The 17,996-nt window shown below is 59.9% G+C and carries 12 protein-coding genes; 8 read left to right on the forward strand and 4 right to left on the reverse strand.

The features are described 5' to 3' along the window. The first annotated feature begins 23 nt into the window (after positions 1 to 23). From ASE07_RS27445 to ASE07_RS27455, 3 genes are all read left to right on the forward strand, one after another. On the forward strand, positions 24 to 686 hold the full coding sequence (locus tag ASE07_RS27445) for a response regulator transcription factor (protein ID WP_057293992.1): 663 nt from the start codon (positions 24 to 26) through the stop codon (positions 684 to 686). Then, complete coding sequence (locus tag ASE07_RS27450) at positions 683 to 2,071, forward strand: ATP-binding protein (RefSeq protein ID WP_057293993.1); 1,389 nt, start codon at positions 683 to 685, stop codon at positions 2,069 to 2,071. Before ASE07_RS27445 ends, ASE07_RS27450 begins: the two co-directional genes overlap by 4 nt. A gap of 66 nt (positions 2,072 to 2,137) precedes the next feature. Next, entirely contained in the window at positions 2,138 to 3,607 is a 1,470-nt protein-coding gene (locus ASE07_RS27455) for a DegQ family serine endoprotease (protein ID WP_057293994.1), read from the forward strand. A 56-nt stretch (positions 3,608 to 3,663) separates the two neighbouring features. On the opposite strand, the gene ASE07_RS27460 is transcribed toward ASE07_RS27455, so the two are convergent. The 4 genes from ASE07_RS27460 to ASE07_RS27475 form a co-directional block, all read right to left on the reverse strand. Further along, positions 3,664 to 4,134, reverse strand: coding sequence for a DUF2127 domain-containing protein (locus tag ASE07_RS27460; protein ID WP_057293995.1), 471 nt, complete (start codon positions 4,132 to 4,134; stop codon positions 3,664 to 3,666). 80 nt (positions 4,135 to 4,214) lie between these two features. Then, on the reverse strand, positions 4,215 to 5,504 hold the full coding sequence (locus ASE07_RS27465) for a TRAP transporter large permease (RefSeq protein WP_057293996.1): 1,290 nt from the start codon (positions 5,502 to 5,504) through the stop codon (positions 4,215 to 4,217). After that, the gene (locus tag ASE07_RS27470) at positions 5,501 to 6,019 is read right to left on the reverse strand and encodes a TRAP transporter small permease (protein WP_057293997.1); all 519 of its coding nucleotides are present in this window, start codon (positions 6,017 to 6,019) and stop codon (positions 5,501 to 5,503) included. The genes ASE07_RS27465 and ASE07_RS27470 overlap by 4 nt, the downstream gene beginning before the upstream one ends. A 205-nt stretch (positions 6,020 to 6,224) precedes the next feature. Further along, positions 6,225 to 7,286, reverse strand: a complete 1,062-nt coding sequence (locus ASE07_RS27475) for a DctP family TRAP transporter solute-binding subunit (protein ID WP_442946142.1) — start codon at positions 7,284 to 7,286, stop codon at positions 6,225 to 6,227. 206 nt (positions 7,287 to 7,492) lie between these two features. On the opposite strand from ASE07_RS27475, the gene ASE07_RS27480 reads away from it, so the two are divergent. From ASE07_RS27480 to ASE07_RS27500, 5 genes are all read left to right on the forward strand, one after another. After that, on the forward strand, positions 7,493 to 8,887 hold the full coding sequence (locus tag ASE07_RS27480) for an ethanolamine ammonia-lyase subunit EutB (protein ID WP_057293998.1): 1,395 nt from the start codon (positions 7,493 to 7,495) through the stop codon (positions 8,885 to 8,887). Positions 8,888 to 8,919: 32 nt separating this feature from the next. Continuing rightward, entirely contained in the window at positions 8,920 to 9,729 is an 810-nt protein-coding gene (eutC, locus tag ASE07_RS27485; RefSeq protein WP_057293999.1) for an ethanolamine ammonia-lyase subunit EutC, read from the forward strand. Between the two features lie 431 nt (positions 9,730 to 10,160). Further along, complete coding sequence (locus ASE07_RS27490; protein ID WP_057294000.1) at positions 10,161 to 11,555, forward strand: efflux RND transporter periplasmic adaptor subunit; 1,395 nt, start codon at positions 10,161 to 10,163, stop codon at positions 11,553 to 11,555. Positions 11,556 to 11,625: 70 nt separating this feature from the next. After that, the gene (locus tag ASE07_RS27495) at positions 11,626 to 14,706 is read left to right on the forward strand and encodes an efflux RND transporter permease subunit (protein WP_057294001.1); all 3,081 of its coding nucleotides are present in this window, start codon (positions 11,626 to 11,628) and stop codon (positions 14,704 to 14,706) included. Then, positions 14,703 to 17,996 (forward strand): efflux RND transporter permease subunit, encoded by a 3,294-nt coding sequence (locus ASE07_RS27500; protein ID WP_057294002.1) that lies wholly within the window; start codon positions 14,703 to 14,705, stop codon positions 17,994 to 17,996. The genes ASE07_RS27495 and ASE07_RS27500 overlap by 4 nt, the downstream gene beginning before the upstream one ends.

Genomic DNA, 17,996 nt, shown 5'->3' on the forward strand with positions numbered 1-17,996 from the left:
ATGGTATTGTGGACGAGCCTGAGATGAGACTATTGCTGGTGGAAGACGACCCGATGATCGGCGACAGCCTGCGTAAGGCCTTGCGACTGGATGGCTTCACGGTCGACTGGGTACGCGATGGGCGTAGTGCCGAATCGGCGCTGGATGATGGCGTGCACGACCTGCTGTTGCTCGATCTTGGCCTGCCCGGCAAGGACGGGATCGAGATACTGCGCAGTTTGCGCGCCAGACGAAAGACGCTCCCCGTGCTGATTTTGACCGCGCGCGACGCTGTGCCGGACCGGGTTGCCGGTTTGAATGCCGGGGCCGACGATTACCTGGTCAAACCGTTTGACCTCGACGAACTGGTGGCGCGCATACATGCCCTGCTGCGTCGCCAGGCGGGCCGTGCGGATGCCGTGATCCGGCACGGTGCGCTGGAATTGTTTCCCGCGTCGCACGAGGCCAGGCTGAACGGTCAACCGCTAACGCTTTCAGCGCGCGAGTTTTCTCTCTTGCAAGCGTTGCTCGACCGGCCGGGTACGGTCTTGTCCGTGCCGCAAATCGAAGAAAAAATCTATGGATGGGATGACGAGGTCGGCAGCAATACGGTCGAGGTGTACATTCATTCACTGCGCAAGAAGTTGGGCACCGGTTTTATCAAAAACGTGCGCGGCGTCGGTTACATGATTCCCAGGCTCCCATGAAATCCATTCGCAAAGCATTGCTTTTCTGGCTCTGTATCGGGCTGTCGGTCGGCATCGTTGCTGCGGCGGCGATCCTGTACCTGCGGGCACAGGAAGAGGCGAACCAGATCTTCGATTATCAGATGCGGCAGCTCGCCGTGTCACTGCCGAGCGAGCCTTTTTCGCCGGTACGTCCGGGACGCCAGGGCCAGCCGGATACTGCACAGGATATCGTGATCCAGATCTGGGACAGCGAAGGTTTGCGTATCTATCATTCGCATGAACGGCTTGCGCTGCCACAGGATGCCCGTCTTGGGTTTGCTACCGTACCGACCCGCGAGGGACCGTGGCGTGTCTATACAACGCAGCATGGAAACACGGTCGTACAGGTCGCACAGCCGATGAGCGCACGGCGCGGCGTTGCGGCAGACACGGCGCTCAAGACGGTTGCACCGCTATTGCTGCTGTTTCCTTTTCTGGGTGCGCTGGTCTGGCTGACGGTCTCGGCCGGACTTGCGCCGATTCGCCGGCTTGCCAACGATGTGCAGTCGCGTGATGTCGCCAGTCTCGCGCCAATTGCCGATCGTCGCTTGCCGGAAGAAGTCCAGCCGTTGACGCACGCGCTCAACGATTTGCTGGCACGACTGCATGTTGCGCTCGATGCCCAGCGCGCCTTCGTGGCTGATGCCGCGCATGAATTGCGCAGTCCGCTGACTGCATTGAAATTGCAGATCCAACTCGCCGAACGCGCCGACGACCCGGCTGAACGCAGCGCCGCTTTCGCGGAACTGCGCCAGGGATTTGAGCGCGCGACCCGCCTAGTTCAGCAGCTGTTGACGCTGGCGCGTCACGAGCCGGGTGCATCGCCGACAGTGCGTGAACCTGTCGACCTGCTTGCAGTGGCCCGCAACGTCGTATCGGACCTGTCCAGCATCGCGTCCGCAAAGGATCTTGACCTTGGCCTGGAAAGCGAGAGCAATAGAGATGCGGGAGATGCGGCAGAGGCGCACACCGCCCTCTGCAGCGGTGACGGCGAGTCGCTCAGGGTCTTGCTTGCCAACCTGGTAGAAAACGCCATTCGTTATACGCCGCAGGGCGGTAGGATTACGGTGACGGTGCGTGCTTCGCAGGAGGAGGCGATTGCTGAAGTGCAAGACAACGGACCGGGGATTCCACCCGATCACCTGGAAAGGGTGTTTGACCGTTTTTACCGCGTTTCGGGAACGCAGGCGGAAGGCAGCGGCCTCGGGTTGGCAATCGTGCGTCACGTGGCGGAAGCGCATGGTGGCCGGATCGAACTTGAGAATGCCGGCACTGGCCTGCTGGCAAGACTGCGCCTGCCACGACTTCGCAACATGGAGCACAGCGTGGGCGCACAGGTTCAGAACAAGCTGAACGCGCTTTAAGTCGCATTTAAGTTTTGCTCTCTAGGATGCGTTTCACAGAGAAATTCTTTTCTGAAGGAGCGCAACATGAATCGCAACGTATTGAACCGCGGCATTATTGCCGTCTCCCTGCTTGCCGTGGGCACCAGTGGTATCGCCTACATGGACAAGGCGGGTTGGGGCCGAGCCGACGCCGCTGCTCTTGGCACAGCTGCACCCCCGCAAGCGGTTACCACCACGGTGCCTGGCGTAGCGACCGCAACCGATTTTTCCGGCATCGTCGATCGCTATGCCCCGGCGGTGGTCAACATCAGCGTCGTCGGCAAGGCCGAACAGCAGCCGGCTGCCAACAGCGGCGCGGAAATCGATCCCATGGATCCTTTTTCGGGCCTTGCACCGTTCCTGGCTCCACGCGGCCAGCGCGACACGCCGATGGTGCGCGGCCTTGGATCAGGATTCATCATCAGTGCCGACGGCCTGATCCTGACCAATGCCCACGTGGTCGATGGCGCATCGGAGGTAACCGTGAAGCTGGCCGACCGGCGGGAGTTCAAAGCCAAGGTCCTGGGCGCCGATCGTCAGACCGATGTCGCGGTCATCCGCATCAATGCAAAAAACCTGCCCGTCGTCAAGATCGGCGATCCATCGACCGCAAAGGTCGGCGAACCGGTGCTCGCCATCGGTGCGCCTTACGGCTTTGAAAACACCGCTACCGCAGGCATCATCAGCGCCAAATCACGGGCGCTGCCGGAAGGTATCTACGTTCCGTTCATTCAGACCGATGTTGCGGTCAATCCCGGCAATTCGGGCGGCCCGCTGTTCAATGTGAAGGGCGATGTCATTGGCATCAACTCGCAAATCTATAGCCGTACCGGTGGCTACCAGGGCTTGTCGTTTGCGATTCCGATCGACGTCGCGTTCAAGGTGCAGGATCAGCTGGTCAAGCATGGCAAGGTGACGCGCGGTCGCTTGGGCGTGAGCATCCAGGAAGTGACACAGGCGCTGGCCGATTCGTTTGGTTTGCAAAAGCTGCAGGGCGCTCTGGTCAGTTCGGTTGACAAAGGCAGCCCGGCCGACCGTGCAGGACTGCAACCGGGCGACGTCATCGTGCGCCTCAATGGCAAGGACATTGGCCAGTCGTCCGACCTGCCGGTGCAGGTGGCAACCATGAGTCCGGGCACCGACGCGAAGATCGATGTGCTGCGTAATGGCACGCCGAAGACGCTCAACGTCACCATCGGTGTGATGAAGGATACCGCTGTGGCGCAACGCGATACACCCATGGAGGAGCGCGGTCGCCTGGGCCTTGCTGTTCGCCCGCTCGACAAGCAGGAACAGAGTGCTGTAGGCGCCGCCGGCGGTCTGCTGGTCGAGCAGGTAAGCGGACCCGCTGCGCGTTCCGGTATTCAGCCGGGCGACATCGTGCTGGCGGTCAATGGCACACGGGTCACCAGTGTTGAGCAGATGCGTGCGCTAGCGGCAAAGGCAGGGCGTAATATAGCGCTGCTGGTGCAGCGTGATGATGCCAAGATATTTGTACCGCTGACGCTGGGATGAACTTAAAAGGCGGCTGCCACGTGATGCGTGGCAGCCGTCCAGGCACAAGCGATCGGTCATCTTCCGTTGATGGTGCGATGGAGGTTTTCGCGATAAAGACTGTATGCCATGAATGCGACAATTGCCGTATTCAGCAACAGTGCGCCGGCGCTGATCCAGTCAGGCTTCTTGATCAGTTCAACCAGCTCTATGGGGATATAGACCGCCCCGCTCAACGCGGCAAACCACTGACCCCATCTTCGTCTATGCCATAAGCCGTATGCTTCGGTAAAGCGCACCAGCGAATACGCTCCTGCCGCTGTGGCCAGTTGCCAAAGCCGTGTATCGGTGATCTGTCGGGACAGATCGAGAAAGATGTGCGGGTAATGCGCCGCCGGATTAAGGTGTGTATGGAAGACCAGCCTTTCGGCAAAGCCTTGTACATCCTGATGTATCAGTGAAAAAAGTCCCAGGCCGACGAGCAAAACGACAGCACCTTTTGCTGCTTCGAGCAAGGCGACAGTGCGAAGTCCGTCGGTGAGGCGCATGTTTGTCTTTGCGAAATGAACCGTTCGTCATCAACTGTTTGTCAGGCCGGCTCGCCATGATGGCACGCCGGCCTTAATTTTCAGTAACCCAGGGCTCGCGGCAATCCCATCGCCAGATCGGGAAACACGGTCACAAGTCCCAGGGCGAGCAGCATGGAAGCCACCATCCACAACGCCCATTTCACGGTCGACTCCATGGTGATGCCTGCAATCTTGGTTGTCACCATCAAATTGACCGCCATGGGGGGGGTGAACTGACCGATCGCCATATTCATGGTCATGATGATACCGAACCATACAGGATCCCATTTGTAGATCGCCATGATTGGCAACAGGATCGGCAGGAACACCAGGAAGATCGAGACGGCATCGAGCAGCATGCCTGCGATCAGCAGCATGATCGTAATCATGAGCAGCATCAACGCTTCGTTGTTGGTAAAACCAAGAAGCAATCCGGCAAAGGCGTCGAATGCGCCCAGGGTCGCGCCGGCATGGGCGAAGACCCCGGCCAGCGAAATGATCAGCAGCACGACAGCGGAAATTTCCGCCGACTCCACCAGCACTTCGTAGACCTTGCGCATGGTGAGCGTGCGGTAGACAAACACACCGACGAAAAATCCATAGAAGGCAGCGACGACTGCGGCTTCGGTTGGTGTGAAGATGCCGGCACGCAGCCCACCGAGAATGATCGCCGGCGCCAGCAGGCCCCAGATCGCCTCTTTGAAGCTGTCCCAGAAACGCGGTGTCTCTTCACCGTCATCCAGTCCCCATCCATGTTTATAGGAAAAATACAGGGTCGGAATCACCAGTGATATACCGGCAAGCATGCCCGGCACCACGCCGCCCGCGAACAGCGCAGGGACCGATGCCGCAGGGACCAGGACGCTATAGACGATCAGTGCGATCGAGGGCGGTATCAGAATGGCAGTTGAACCGGCTGCCGCAATCAGCGTGGCTGAAAACTCTTTCGGATACCCCTGGCGCAGCATGCCCGGAATCATGACCATTGCGACGGCGGCCGCATCGGCGGGGCCCGAACCCGATATGCCGCCGAGGAACATGCACACAAGGATGGCGACTATTCCCTGCGCGCCACGCCGTTTGCCGACCACTGCAGAAGCAAAGCGGACAATACGCAGAGCGACGCCGGCCCGTTCGAATATCATGCCGGCCAGCACGAATACAGGCAGGGCGAGCAACGGATATTTGGCAATGCCGTTATAGGCATTGGTCGGGACCGACATGATGCCAAGGCCTTCAATCAGGATGACGGCCGTGCCGCTGATCCCGAGCGCAACCGCGAGCGGCGCACCCAGTGCGAGCAGCAAGGCAAAGCCGAGGAAGAGAATGACGCTGCCTTCTGCAATCATGAAGCGCTCCCGGTGGTGTCGCGCGCGAGGCGAACGATGCGGCCAATGATGCGCAGCAGGATGACGGCCGACAGCACGGGCAGCCACAGGGTATAGATCCATTGTGGAATGCCGATGCCCGGCGACGTGGTGTCGTACTGCCAGTCATCCCAGAACAGGAAGCTGCCATACCATGCCATCACGGCAAACATGACGGCGCTCAGCAGCATGACAAAGAACTCCACGCCACGCGCAATGCCTGAAGGCAGGCGCTCGGTAATGAAGGTCATGCGGATATGCTGATTACGGACAAACGCAGCGGATGCGCCGGCCAGCGTCAGCACCACCATCAGGAAGATTGAAAACTCTTCCGTGAAGGCGAACGATACATCCGTGAAATAGCGCACCAGTACGTTGGCAAAGGTGATGCAGCATATGAGCCCCATCGACAGGGCGGCGCAAAATTCTTCTATCTTGACTGGCACACGCGGTGGCGCCTCGCCTTGCGATTCGGCGGTTTCAGGGAGTTCACTCATAGGACTATTCTGATGATACGAAAGGGTGGCCGCATAGTGCGGTCATGATTGACTTTTGACTTACTTTTGATTGGGTTTCAACTCAACAACACATGGCGGCGAATGCGGAGAAAGCGTTCTTATGAATTTATGAATTCGAGCACCGTTCCAACACCCGCCGTCATGTTCCCTCCCCGGCAAAGGGGAAGGAGTTACCACCGACTTCCTACTTGCGCGCGGCAATCGCCGTTTCGGCTTTCTTGACAAGTCCGCTGCCAATAGTCTTCGACCACTTGTCGTAGACCGGGCGTGTCAGCTTGCGGAATTCGTCGATTTCGGCCGGCGTCAGGCGGGTCACCTTGACGCCCTGTGCCTCGACTTCCTTGTAAAGGCTGTTGTCGCTTGCCGTCAGGCCTTTGCGTGCAATTGCGGTTTCTTCCTTGCCGGCTTGTATCGCGGCGGCACGCACTGCCTCCTGGTCTTCCTTGCTCCAGCTTTCCCACACTTTGCGGTTAACCACAAAGATCAGCGGGTCGGCGACATAGCCCCATTGGGTCAGGTGCTTCTGGCCAACGGTGGCGATCTTGGCACCGAGGAACACGGAAATCGGATTTTCCTGGCCGTCCACCGCGCCGGATGCCAGCGCCGGTTGCGCATCGGCCCAGCTCATCTGCGTCGGGTTGGCGCCGAGCGCGGTAAACGTATCGTTGAACAGCGGCGAGCCGACGACACGGAACTTCATGCCTTTCATGTCAGCCGGTGTACGGATGTCGCGCTTGGAATTGCTGATTTCGCGGTAACCGTTCTCGCCCCAGGCAAGCGGCACCACGCCGTTCTTTTCGATGACCTTGAAAATGTCGGCGCCGACTTCGCCCTGTGTCAATGCATCCATCGCCTTGTAATCAGGCAGCAGGAAGGGGAGCGAAAACAGGTTGAGTTCCTTGATCTGCGGTGACCAGTTGATCGACGAGCCAACCGCCAGGTCAATGACGCCCTGGCGAATTGCAGTAAATTCACGTGTCTGGTCGCCGGCAACCAGCGACGTGCCCGGGTACATCTTGATGTTGATGCGGCCCTGGGTCTTTTCCTTCACAAGTTCCGCCCAGCGTTCGCCACCCTTGCCCCACGGGAAAGCGTTGCCGAGAACTGTCGACAGACGGTATTCAGGCTGGTATTTCTGCTGCGCGACGGCGGGAAGGCTGAGTGCGAGCGCGGCGCCGACGGCGAGCGCGAGGAATGATCTACGCAAGATGTCTCCTTTTAAGGTGAAGGAAGGCAGCCGGATCATTGCTGATGGCTGCTCAGGTGGTTAAATTATGGTGCATGCACTTTACCGCAAATTGCGCAAGGTTGTCAGAAGCTCTTGCATTTCGGAAAGCGGCCATGGCGGTTGTATGCGAGACAGGATGCCATCTGACAGGCATGATTACTGTAGCGGCAGGTTTGCTTTACTCAATACCGAATTCAACACTGCAGCCGACATGGAGATGCCAGATGGGATACCGTACCAGCGCAGGAAGTAAGACCTATGTCTTCCCTGACCTTGCAACCCTGATGGCAAAGGCCAGTCCGGCCCGTTCGGGCGATTATCTCGCCGGGGTGGCCGCACTCAGTTACGAAGAGCGCATGGCCGCAAAGATGGCGCTGGCCGATGTGCCCCTGCGCGCCTTTCTGAACCATGCGCTGATTCCTTATGAATGCGATGAAGTCACCCGGCTGATTCTGGATACGCACCAGGCGGAAGCATTCGCACCGATTGCTCATCTGACTGTAGGCGATTTTCGCGACTGGCTATTGCTGGACGCCACGGATAGCGACACCCTGACCGCCTGCGCTCGCGGCATCACGCCGGAAATGGCGGCGGCCGTCAGCAAGCTGATGCGCAACCAGGACCTTGTCCTCGTGGCAAGAAAATGCCGCGTCGTGACACGTTTCCGGAACACGCTCGGCCTGCCTGGGCATCTTGCCGTGCGCCTGCAACCCAATCATCCGACCGATGACTTGCACGGCATTGCCGCCAGCATGCTTGATGGCTTGTTGTACGGCGCGGGCGATGCGGTCGTCGGCATCAATCCCGCCAGCGATTCGCTAGACACGATGATGGGTTTGTGGCGCATGATGGATGAACTGCGCTGCCGCTTCGACATACCCATGCAAACTTGTGTGCTGACCCATGTCACCACCCAGATCAAGGCGATCGAGCGCGGCGCCCCAGTTGATCTGGTGTTTCAGTCTGTGGCGGGGACGGAGAAAGCCAATGCCGGATTCGGTGTCAATTTGTCATTGCTGCGGGAAGCACGTGATGCCGCACGCGGATTACAGCGAGGGACTGTGGGCGACAATGTCATGTATCTGGAAACCGGGCAGGGCAGTGCGCTATCCGCCAACGCACACCACGGCATCGACCAGCAAACCTGTGAGGCACGCGCGTATGCGGTGGCACGCGAGCTCGATCCGCTGCTGACCAATACCGTGGTCGGTTTCATCGGCCCGGAATACCTGTTCGACGGCAAGCAAATCATTCGCGCGGGCCTGGAAGACCATTTCTGCGGCAAGCTGCTCGGTGTGCCGATGGGCTGCGATATCTGCTACACCAATCATGCGGAAGCCGACCAGGACGACATGGACACCTTGCTGACCCTGCTCGGAGCGGCAGGCGTCAACTTCATCATGGGCGTGCCGGGCGCGGACGACATCATGCTCAATTACCAGAGCACATCGTTTCATGATGCCCTGTATCTGCGCAGCGTCCTCGGGCTGGGGCGTGCACCGGAGTTCGAGCAGTGGCTGGAACGGATGCAGTTGACCGATACCGCGGGCAGGCTCCGCTCCCCGGGCAGTAGCCATCCTTTGCTGCAGTCGGCGCTGTCATCCGCATCGCCACGCTGAATGCGTAAAGCGAAAATCAGAAGGGAAACCACATGGGAAACAACAAGGAAAAGACCAGGCAGGATTCCGCTGCACTGGTCCACCAGGACCCCTGGCAAGAACTGCGATCGCATACGAGTGCCCGTGTTGCGCTTGGTCGCGTTGGCATCAGCCTGCCGACTGCCGAAGTCCTGCGCTTTGGTCTGGCTCATGCACAAGCCCGCGATGCGGTGCATCATCCACTTGATGTAGACGCGCTTCAAGATGCGCTTGCAGCAGCAGGCTTTTCATCGCTGCGTGTAAACAGCAAGGCGGACAGCCGCCATACCTATCTGCTGCGGCCGGATCTCGGACGCCGGCTGGACGAGGCAAGCGTTGAGCGGCTCGGACAGGCACCGCAACACGCCGAACTGGTGGTCGTTATTGCTGACGGTCTCTCTTCGATTGCGGTAACGCGACACGCCGTACCGCTACTGACACAACTGCGTGATGCCTTTGTGACGGATTGGCATCGCACGCCGGTGGTGATTGCCAGCCAGGGACGGGTAGCGATCGGCGACGACATCGGTGCGGCACTCAAGGCGCGGCTGGTCGTGGTACTGATCGGCGAGCGGCCGGGGCTTACTTCTCCGGATAGCCTGGGCATCTACCTGACTTACGCACCGCGTATCGGCCGCATGGACAGCGAACGCAATTGCATTTCGAATGTGCGGCCGGAAGGCCTGCGGTATGAAGCAGCGGTGCATAAACTGGCCAGCCTGATAAAGCGGTCCCTGCATTTGCGCCTGTCCGGTATCGGTCTCAAGGATGAAAGCGGAGCGCTGCTCGCTTCTCGGCCAGGCGAAATTTCGGCCGGAGGATGACAAAATCAAAAGATTGTTGCCTGATATGCGCGTTGGAAGCCATTGTCGATATGGCAATCGGCTTGCAACCCGGGAGCGCTCGAACTCCTCTCTACCACACACCTCCAACCCGATCTGCCGTCCACTGGGATAAACCTGTTCGACGGCGGGAACGGATCGCCTGCTAACGGCTCATTATTTCCCACAAGCGTCTACAATGTTCCGGCATCGTTACTTTTTTTGCAATTTGAAGTGTGGCAAACACTTCGATACAAATAGCGCCGGTGCAGACAACATAACGATACATTGCGCTGGCAACATGATGCCCAGAATAGCCGTGGCAGCGGTTGCGCCCGGATGTCGGTTCCGGTAGCAGCGTCCGCCACGTGCAGTGCAGACCAGATTGTGTAAAACGCCGGTGACCGACGATGCCGGAATAGAAAGAAATCTTCATGGATCAAAGAGCCGAACCGCCCCTCCCGCAAGTTGAAACAAAAGTACGCAAGCGGAAGTCGCTGCTGGGCAGCATCATTGCGCTGATTGCGCTGGCTCTTCTGGTTGGGCTTGCCTGGTACCTCACCCACCCGGCGTCCGAAAGTGCCGGCGGGCCTGCGGCTCAGGCCGGACCCGGAGGTCCGGGGGCAAGGCGCGGACCTGCGACGACAACGGTCGGCGTTGCAAGTGTCGAGCGCGCCGACATACCTGTCACAGTGGAAGCACTCGGCACGGTCACCGCATCCGCAATCGCGGTGGTTCGCCCGCAGGTATCCGGTGTGTTGAAGGAAGTTCTGTTCACCGAGGGCCAGGCGGTACGCGCCGGCCAGCTACTGGCCGTTATCGACCCGCGACAGTTCGAAACCGCATTGCTGCAGGCCAGCGGGCAACGGCAGCGCGACGAAGCGCAATTGCAGAATGCCAGGGTCATGCTGGAGCGCTTCAAGACTCTGCTTGAACAGGACTCCATCGCACGCCAGGAGGTCGATACACAGGCGGCCCTCGTCAAGCAACTGGAAGGTACGGTGGCTATCGACAAAGCAGCGGAAGCAGCGGCGAAACTCAATCTCAGCTACACCAGAATCACCGCGCCGATCAGCGGCCGTGTCGGCCTCAGGGCGGTTGACGTCGGTAATCTCGTCGGCTCGAACGACGCCAATGGCATTGCCGACATCACGCAAGTGTCGCCGGTCGATGTCGAATTCTCCTTGCCGCAAGACCTGGTGTCCGACGTGCGCGCACGGATCAACGACGAAGCCAGCCTGCCGGTCACCGTCCTCGACCGCAATCGCCAGAAGGAACTGGACACCGGAAAATTCCTGGCGCTGGATAACCAGGTCGATACGCAAACCGGTACTGTCAAAGCCAAGGCGCGGTTCGCCAATGCCAAAGCGGCGCTCTTTCCAAGCCAGTTTGTCAACGTCCGGCTGCTGCTGCGTACGATACAGGGTGCCGCGGTGGTGCCGGTCTCTGCGGTCCGGCATGGCGGCAACGGCGATTTCGTCTATGTGCTGAATGCGGCCGAGCGCACGGTCGCGCTGCGTAATGTCAAGGCAGGACAAATGATCGGTGAAAAAGTTGAAATTACTTTCGGACTCAAGCCCGGGGAACAAGTCATCACCGAAGGGGCGGACCGTCTGAAGGATGGCGCGAAGGTCACCTTACCGACAGATCGGCCGGGCGGTAATCGTGCACCGGGGGAACGCCGCGGCAATGGACAGGGGCAGGGTCGGCAACCAGCCCAGGGTACACAAAGCAGTAACAGCGCCAACGGCGCGGCGTCTCCGAACGCCGGGGCGCAGCGTGAGCCTGGCGAGCGCCGCCGACGCAATCCTGACGCGGCAACGCAATGATTTGCCCAATGATGTGCATAGGGAGCTGCGTTAGCCGCGCTTCCCCGCAAACGACAATGGAAATTACACAATGAGCCCTTCCCGGCCATTCATTCAGCGGCCGGTCGCCACGTCGCTGTTCATGCTGGCGATTGTGCTCGCCGGCATCATCGGATTTCGATTCCTGCCGCTATCTGCGCTGCCGCAGGTCGATTTCCCGACCATCCAGGTACAGACCCTGTATCCGGGCGCCAGTCCTGAGGTCATGAGCCAGACTGTCACCGCACCGCTGGAACGGCAGTTCGGCCAGATGTCCGGCCTGCAGCGGATGAGTTCGACCAGCGCTGCCGGCGTGTCCATCGTCACGCTGCAGTTCGGCCTGGGACAGACACTCGATGTCGCCGAGCAGGAAGTCCAGGCGGCCATCAACGCCGGCGGCTCGCTGCTGCCGGCCGATCTGCCCGCGCCACCAGTTTATGCAAAGATCAACCCGGCTGATGCACCGGTGCTGACACTGGCAATAACCTCCGATACCTTGCCGCTGACTGAAGTGCAGAACATCGTCAACACCCGGCTGGCACTGAAGATCAGCCAGGTGGCGGGCGTTGGCCTGGTCACCCTGAATGGCGGCCAGCGTCCTGCAATGCGCATCCAGGCCGATACCCAGGCGCTGGCGTCGTATGGTCTCGGACTCGATACCCTGCGTACCGCGATTGCGGCGGCCAATGCCAACGGTGCCAAAGGCAGCTTCGATGGACCCACACGTTCGTACAGTATCAATTCGAATGATCAATTATTGACGGTTGCCGATTACCAGAACCTGATCGTTGCCTATCGCAACGACGCGCCGGTACGCCTGTCGAATGTCGCCCAGGTGGTAGAAAGTGCGGAGAACAGCCGCCTCGGCGCCTGGGCCGGCATGAAGCCGGCCATCATCCTGAATGTACAGCGCCAGCCAGGCGCCAATGTGATTGCGACCGTCGATGCAATCAAGGCCAGGCTGCCCGAGCTTCAGGAAGGCCTGCCCGAGTCGCTGCGCGTCGAGGTGCTAAGCGACCGCACGACCGGCATCCGTGCATCGGTAGAACATGTCGAGATGGAACTGATCCTCGCCGTGTTGCTGGTAGTGCTGGTGATCTTTGCATTCCTGCATGACCTAAGGGCGACCGTCATCGCCAGCCTGGCCGTGCCGATATCGCTGATCGGCACCTGTGGCGCGATGTACCTGCTGGGATACAGCCTGAACAATCTCAGCCTGATGGCACTGACGATTGCGACCGGCTTTGTGGTCGATGACGCGATCGTGATGATAGAAAACATCGCGCGCTATATCGAGGAAGGCGAGACGCCGATGGCAGCTGCATTGAAGGGTGCGACGCAGATCGGTTTTACCATCATTTCGCTGACGGTTTCGCTGATCGCGGTGCTGATCCCTTTGCTGTTCATGGGAGACGTGGTCGGGCGGCTGTTCCGTGAATTTGCAGTGACCTTGTCGATCACCATCCTGATTTCCGGCCTGGTCTCGCTGACGCTGGTGCCGATGATGTCCGGGCGCTGGCTGCACGGGCCAGGCGAAGACCGCAAGGAAAGCCGGCTGCAGCGCATGTTCGACGGCGTGATTGTGCGCTACGACAGAGGATTGCACTGGGTGCTGGCGCGGCAGGGTATGACACTGGTCGTTGCCTTGCTGACGCTGGGCCTGACCGTGCTGTTGTATATCCTGATCCCGAAGGGCCTGTTTCCGGTGCAGGATACCGGGCAGCTGCAGGCGCGGCTTGAAGCCACCCAGTCCGTGTCTTATCAACGCATGGCCGAGTTGCAACAAGACGCGGCTGCCGCGATCCTTGAAGACCCGGACGTGGCAACGCTCAGTTCGGTGGTCGGCGTCGATGCCGCCAACAACACCATGCTGCATACCGGCAGCATGCTCATTAATCTGAAGCGTGGCCGTAGCGGCTCGCAACAGGAAACCATGGATAGGCTGCGCGAGCGCGTCAGCCGTATCCCCGGGCTTACCCTGTATTTGCAGCCGACGCAGGACCTGACCATTGATGCCGAGACCGGACCGACGCAGTTCCGTGTTTCGCTCGAAGGCGCCGACAACGCAACAGTCGTGCAGTGGGCGAACAAGCTGGAGCAGCGCATGGCTAGTGCACCGGAACTGCGTAATGTGGTGTCCGATGCGGGTGCAACCGGGGTATCGGCCTTCGTCAAGATTGATCGCGATACCGCATCGCGCTTATCCGTCACGGCGGCGTCGATCGACGACGCCCTGTATAGCGCATTCGGCCAGCGCATCGTATCCACGATCTTTACCGAAACCAACCAGTACCGCGTGATCCTCGAAGCCAGGCCAGGGTTGTTGTCCACTCCCGAAACCCTCGGCTTGCTGCCATTGCGTACCGGATCGGGCAAGCCGACACCGCTGGCCGCGGTGGCCAGCATCACTGAACGTCCGGCGCCGCTGCAGATCACTCACGTCGCTCAGTTTCCGGCGACCACGCTCGGCTTCGATACCGCGCCCGGCGTCTCGCTAGGCAAGGCGGTGGACACGGTGCGGCAAGCAGCAAAGGAGATCGGCATGCCGGGCGCGGTTACCCTCAGTTTCCTTGGTGCGGCTGGTGCCTATGAAGCCTCGCTGACCAACCAGTTATGGCTGATCCTTGCTGCGCTGGTCTGTGTCTACATCGTGCTGGGCGTCCTGTACGAGAGCTACATTCATCCGCTGACGATTCTGTCGACCTTGCCCTCGGCTGGCGTCGGCGCCTTGCTGGCGTTGATGGTGACCGGCAATGACCTCGGCGTGATCGGCATCATCGGCATCATTCTCCTGATCGGTATCGTGAAGAAGAATGCGATCATGATGATCGACTTTGCCATCGATGCCGAACGCAATCAGGGCAAGTCGCCGCGGGAAGCGATCCATCAGGCCGCGTTACTGCGCTTTCGTCCGATCCTGATGACCACGCTGGCAGCCCTGTTCGCCGCCGTACCACTGATGCTGGGTTGGGGCGAGGGTGCTGAGCTGCGTAGGCCGCTGGGCCTTGCGATCTTCGGCGGCCTGATCGTCAGCCAGATCCTGACCTTGTTTACCACGCCGGTGATTTATCTGGCTTTCGACAGGTTAGGTCGGCGCTGGACCGGGCGCGGATCCAATGAGGTAGCCGCGTGAACCTGTCCGAGCCATTCGTCCGGCGGCCGGTCGCCACCATCCTGCTGACCATCGGCATTGCGCTGGCGGGCATTGCGGCATTCTTTGTACTGCCAGTCTCACCGCTGCCGCAGGTGGAATATCCGTCGATCACGGTCAGCGCTTCGCTGCCCGGCGCGAGTCCCGACACCATGGCGACCAGCGTTGCCACGCCGCTGGAACGAAGATTGGGTGTGATCGCCGGCGTCAATGAAATGACGTCGAACAGCAGTACCGGCTCGACGCGCATCAGCCTGCAGTTTGAACTCAACCGCAAGATCGATGCGGCGGCGCGTGAAGTCCAGGCAGCCATCAATGCCTCACGCGTAGACCTGCCCGCCACGCTGAAAAGCAATCCGACCTATCGCAAGGTCAGTCCCTCAGCATCGCCGGTCATCATTCTTGCGCTGACGTCACGCACCCGTTCGCCGGGCCAGATTTACGACGAGGTATCCAACCTGGTACAACAGAAACTTGCACAGGTGCCGGGTGTGGGCGACGTCGAACTCGGCGGCGGTTCGCTGCCGGCGGTGCGCGTGGAACTGCTGCCTTTTGCACTGAATAATTACGGCGTGAGCATGGAAGATGTGCGCGCCGCGATCCAGGCCAGTACGGCCAACCGGCCGAAGGGCGCAATCGAAGGCGACGAGCGCCGCCTGCAGATCTATTCACAGGTCGGCATGGAAAATGGCGGCAAGAGCGCGTCGGACTATCGCGGACTGGTGGTGGCGTGGCGCAATGGCGCTGCGGTGCGATTGCAGGATGTCGCCAATGTGGTCGATGGCGTTGAAGACAGTCGCACCATCGGCCTCTTCAACGGGCAGCCGGCGGTGATCGTGCTGGTCACCCAGCAGCCGGGAGCCAATGTCATCAAAACGGTTGACGGCGTACGTGCACTGCTGCCGGAACTGCAGGAGCAGTTGCCGCAGGACGTGCGTTTGCAAGTGGCGTCGGACCGCACCAACTCGATCCGCTCCTCGCTGCATGAAATTGAATTCACCCTGATCATTTCCGTGGTCCTGGTGGTCTTGGTGGTCAGCGCCTTCCTGCGCAGTTTCCGCGCGACGATCGTGCCGGCGGTTGCGACTGTGGTATCGCTGCTGGCTACTTTCGGCATCATGTACATGATGGGCTTCAGCCTTAACAACCTGAGCCTGATGGCCCTGACCGTGGCCACCGGCTTTGTGGTCGACGATGCCATCGTGGTGCTGGAAAATACCAGCCGGCATATCGAGGCCGGCATGGATCGATTCAAGGCGGCCCTGCTGGGCGCGCGCGAAGTCGGCTTCACGGTGCTGTCGATCAGCGTCTCGCTGGTTGCGGTTTTTATCCCCTTGTTATTTATGGGTGGCCAGATTGGTCGTCTGTTTCGCGAGTTTGCCGTAACCTTGTCGGCGGCGGTGATGATCTCGATGGTCATCTCGCTCACCACTACGCCGATGATGTGTGCATGGTTGCTGAAGCGAACGCCGGAAGGTGCGAAGACCAAGCCGCCGGGCCGGATTGCGCGCTTCTTTGAGCGCGGTTTCGACATGATGCATCGCAACTATGCGCGCAGCCTCGATTGGGCGCTGGATAACCGTTGGCTGGTCATGTTCATCCTGGTGGTTGTCGTAGGGATGAACGTCTACCTCTTCATTGCCGCGCCCAAAGGCTTCTTTCCGCAACAGGACACCGGCCAGATCAACGGGGGCCTGCGCGCGGATCGCAGCATTTCTTTCCAGGCCATGCAGGGCAAGCTGCAACAGTTGGTCGACATCATCCAGCGTGATCCCGCAGTCGTCACCGTGGTGGGCTTTACTGGCGGACGGCGCGCGGGCGGCGGGTTCATGTTTATTAACCTCAAGCCGCGCTCCGAACGGTCTGAAGGCGGACAGGCAGTGATCGCACGCTTGCGTCCGCAACTAGCGCAGGTCACCGGCATCAGTCTTTTTCTGAACACCGTGCAAGACTTGCGCATGGGCGGGCGCCAGACCAATTCCACCTATCAGTACAGCCTGAAAAGCGACAGTAGTGCCGAACTGAAAACCTGGGCACTCAAGCTGGCAGAGGCGATGAAGCAGCAACCGGAATTGACCGATGTGGACACCGATCAGCAGGACAATGCGGTGGAAACCTTTGTCGAGGTCGACCGCACCACGGCCGCGCGCCTTGGTCTGACTTCGCGTGATGTCGACAACGCGCTGTACAACGCTTTTGGTCAACGGCAGGTAGCCACGGTTTACGGCGAGTTGAATCAGTACCACGTTGTCATGGAAGTCTCCCCGCAATTTGCGAAAAGTCCGGAAGCGCTGAAGGATATTTATGTGCCTGTGCGCAGCAGCACTAGTACCAGTAGTACCAGTACAAGTACAGGCACGAACACGACAGCAAGCAGCACAACACGTACGGCCACATCCGCGACCACGAGTGCTACCGGGACAAGCTCTTCGGTCATCAATCCCGGCTTGCGCGATCAGTCCAGCGGTCAGGCGCTGAGCACGGCATCCACCACCATGGTGCCGCTCGCCGGCATTGCGCGTTTTACCGAAAGGCCTGCGCCTGCATCGATCAGTCATGAAGATGCGGAACTCGAAACCACGATCTCCTTCAACCTGGCCGATGGCGCCACGCTCAGCGAAGCCCAGCAGGCGGTCAAGGCCGCCGAGGCGGCGATCAGCATGCCGACCAACGTACGCGGAAGTTTTGCCGGTGCCGCGCGCAGCTTCCAGGAGTCGCAAAACCAGCAGCCCTTGCTCATCGCTGCCGCACTGGTGGTGATTTATATCGTGCTCGGCATCCTGTATGAAAGCCTGATCCATCCGATCACGGTATTGTCGACCTTGCCGTCGGCCGGTGTCGGTGCCGTGCTGGCCCTGCTGATGTTCAAGATGGAGTTTTCCATTATCGCGTTGATTGGCGTGTTCCTGCTGATTGGCATCGTCAAAAAGAATGCGATTCTGATCATCGACTTTGCCCTTGAAGCGGAGCGTTCGCGCGGCCTCAATGCGGTGGAAGCGGTACGCGAAGCATGCCTCTTGCGCTTCCGTCCGATCCTCATGACAACGCTGGCAGCCGCGCTTGGTGCGCTGCCGCTCGCCATTGGCTTCGGTGAAGGCTCGGAGCTGCGCAGGCCGCTCGGCGTGGCGATCATTGGCGGCCTGATCGCCAGCCAGGTACTGACCCTGTTGACCACACCCGTCGTCTACATCCTGATTGATAAACTCCGGCGGCGCAGTCCGGCCGAACGCGAGCTGCGCCGGATGGATGACGCCACACCTTCTTCGACATGA

The organism is Noviherbaspirillum sp. Root189 (assembly GCF_001428545.1).
In the GTDB taxonomy this organism is placed as follows: domain Bacteria; phylum Pseudomonadota; class Gammaproteobacteria; order Burkholderiales; family Burkholderiaceae_D; genus Noviherbaspirillum.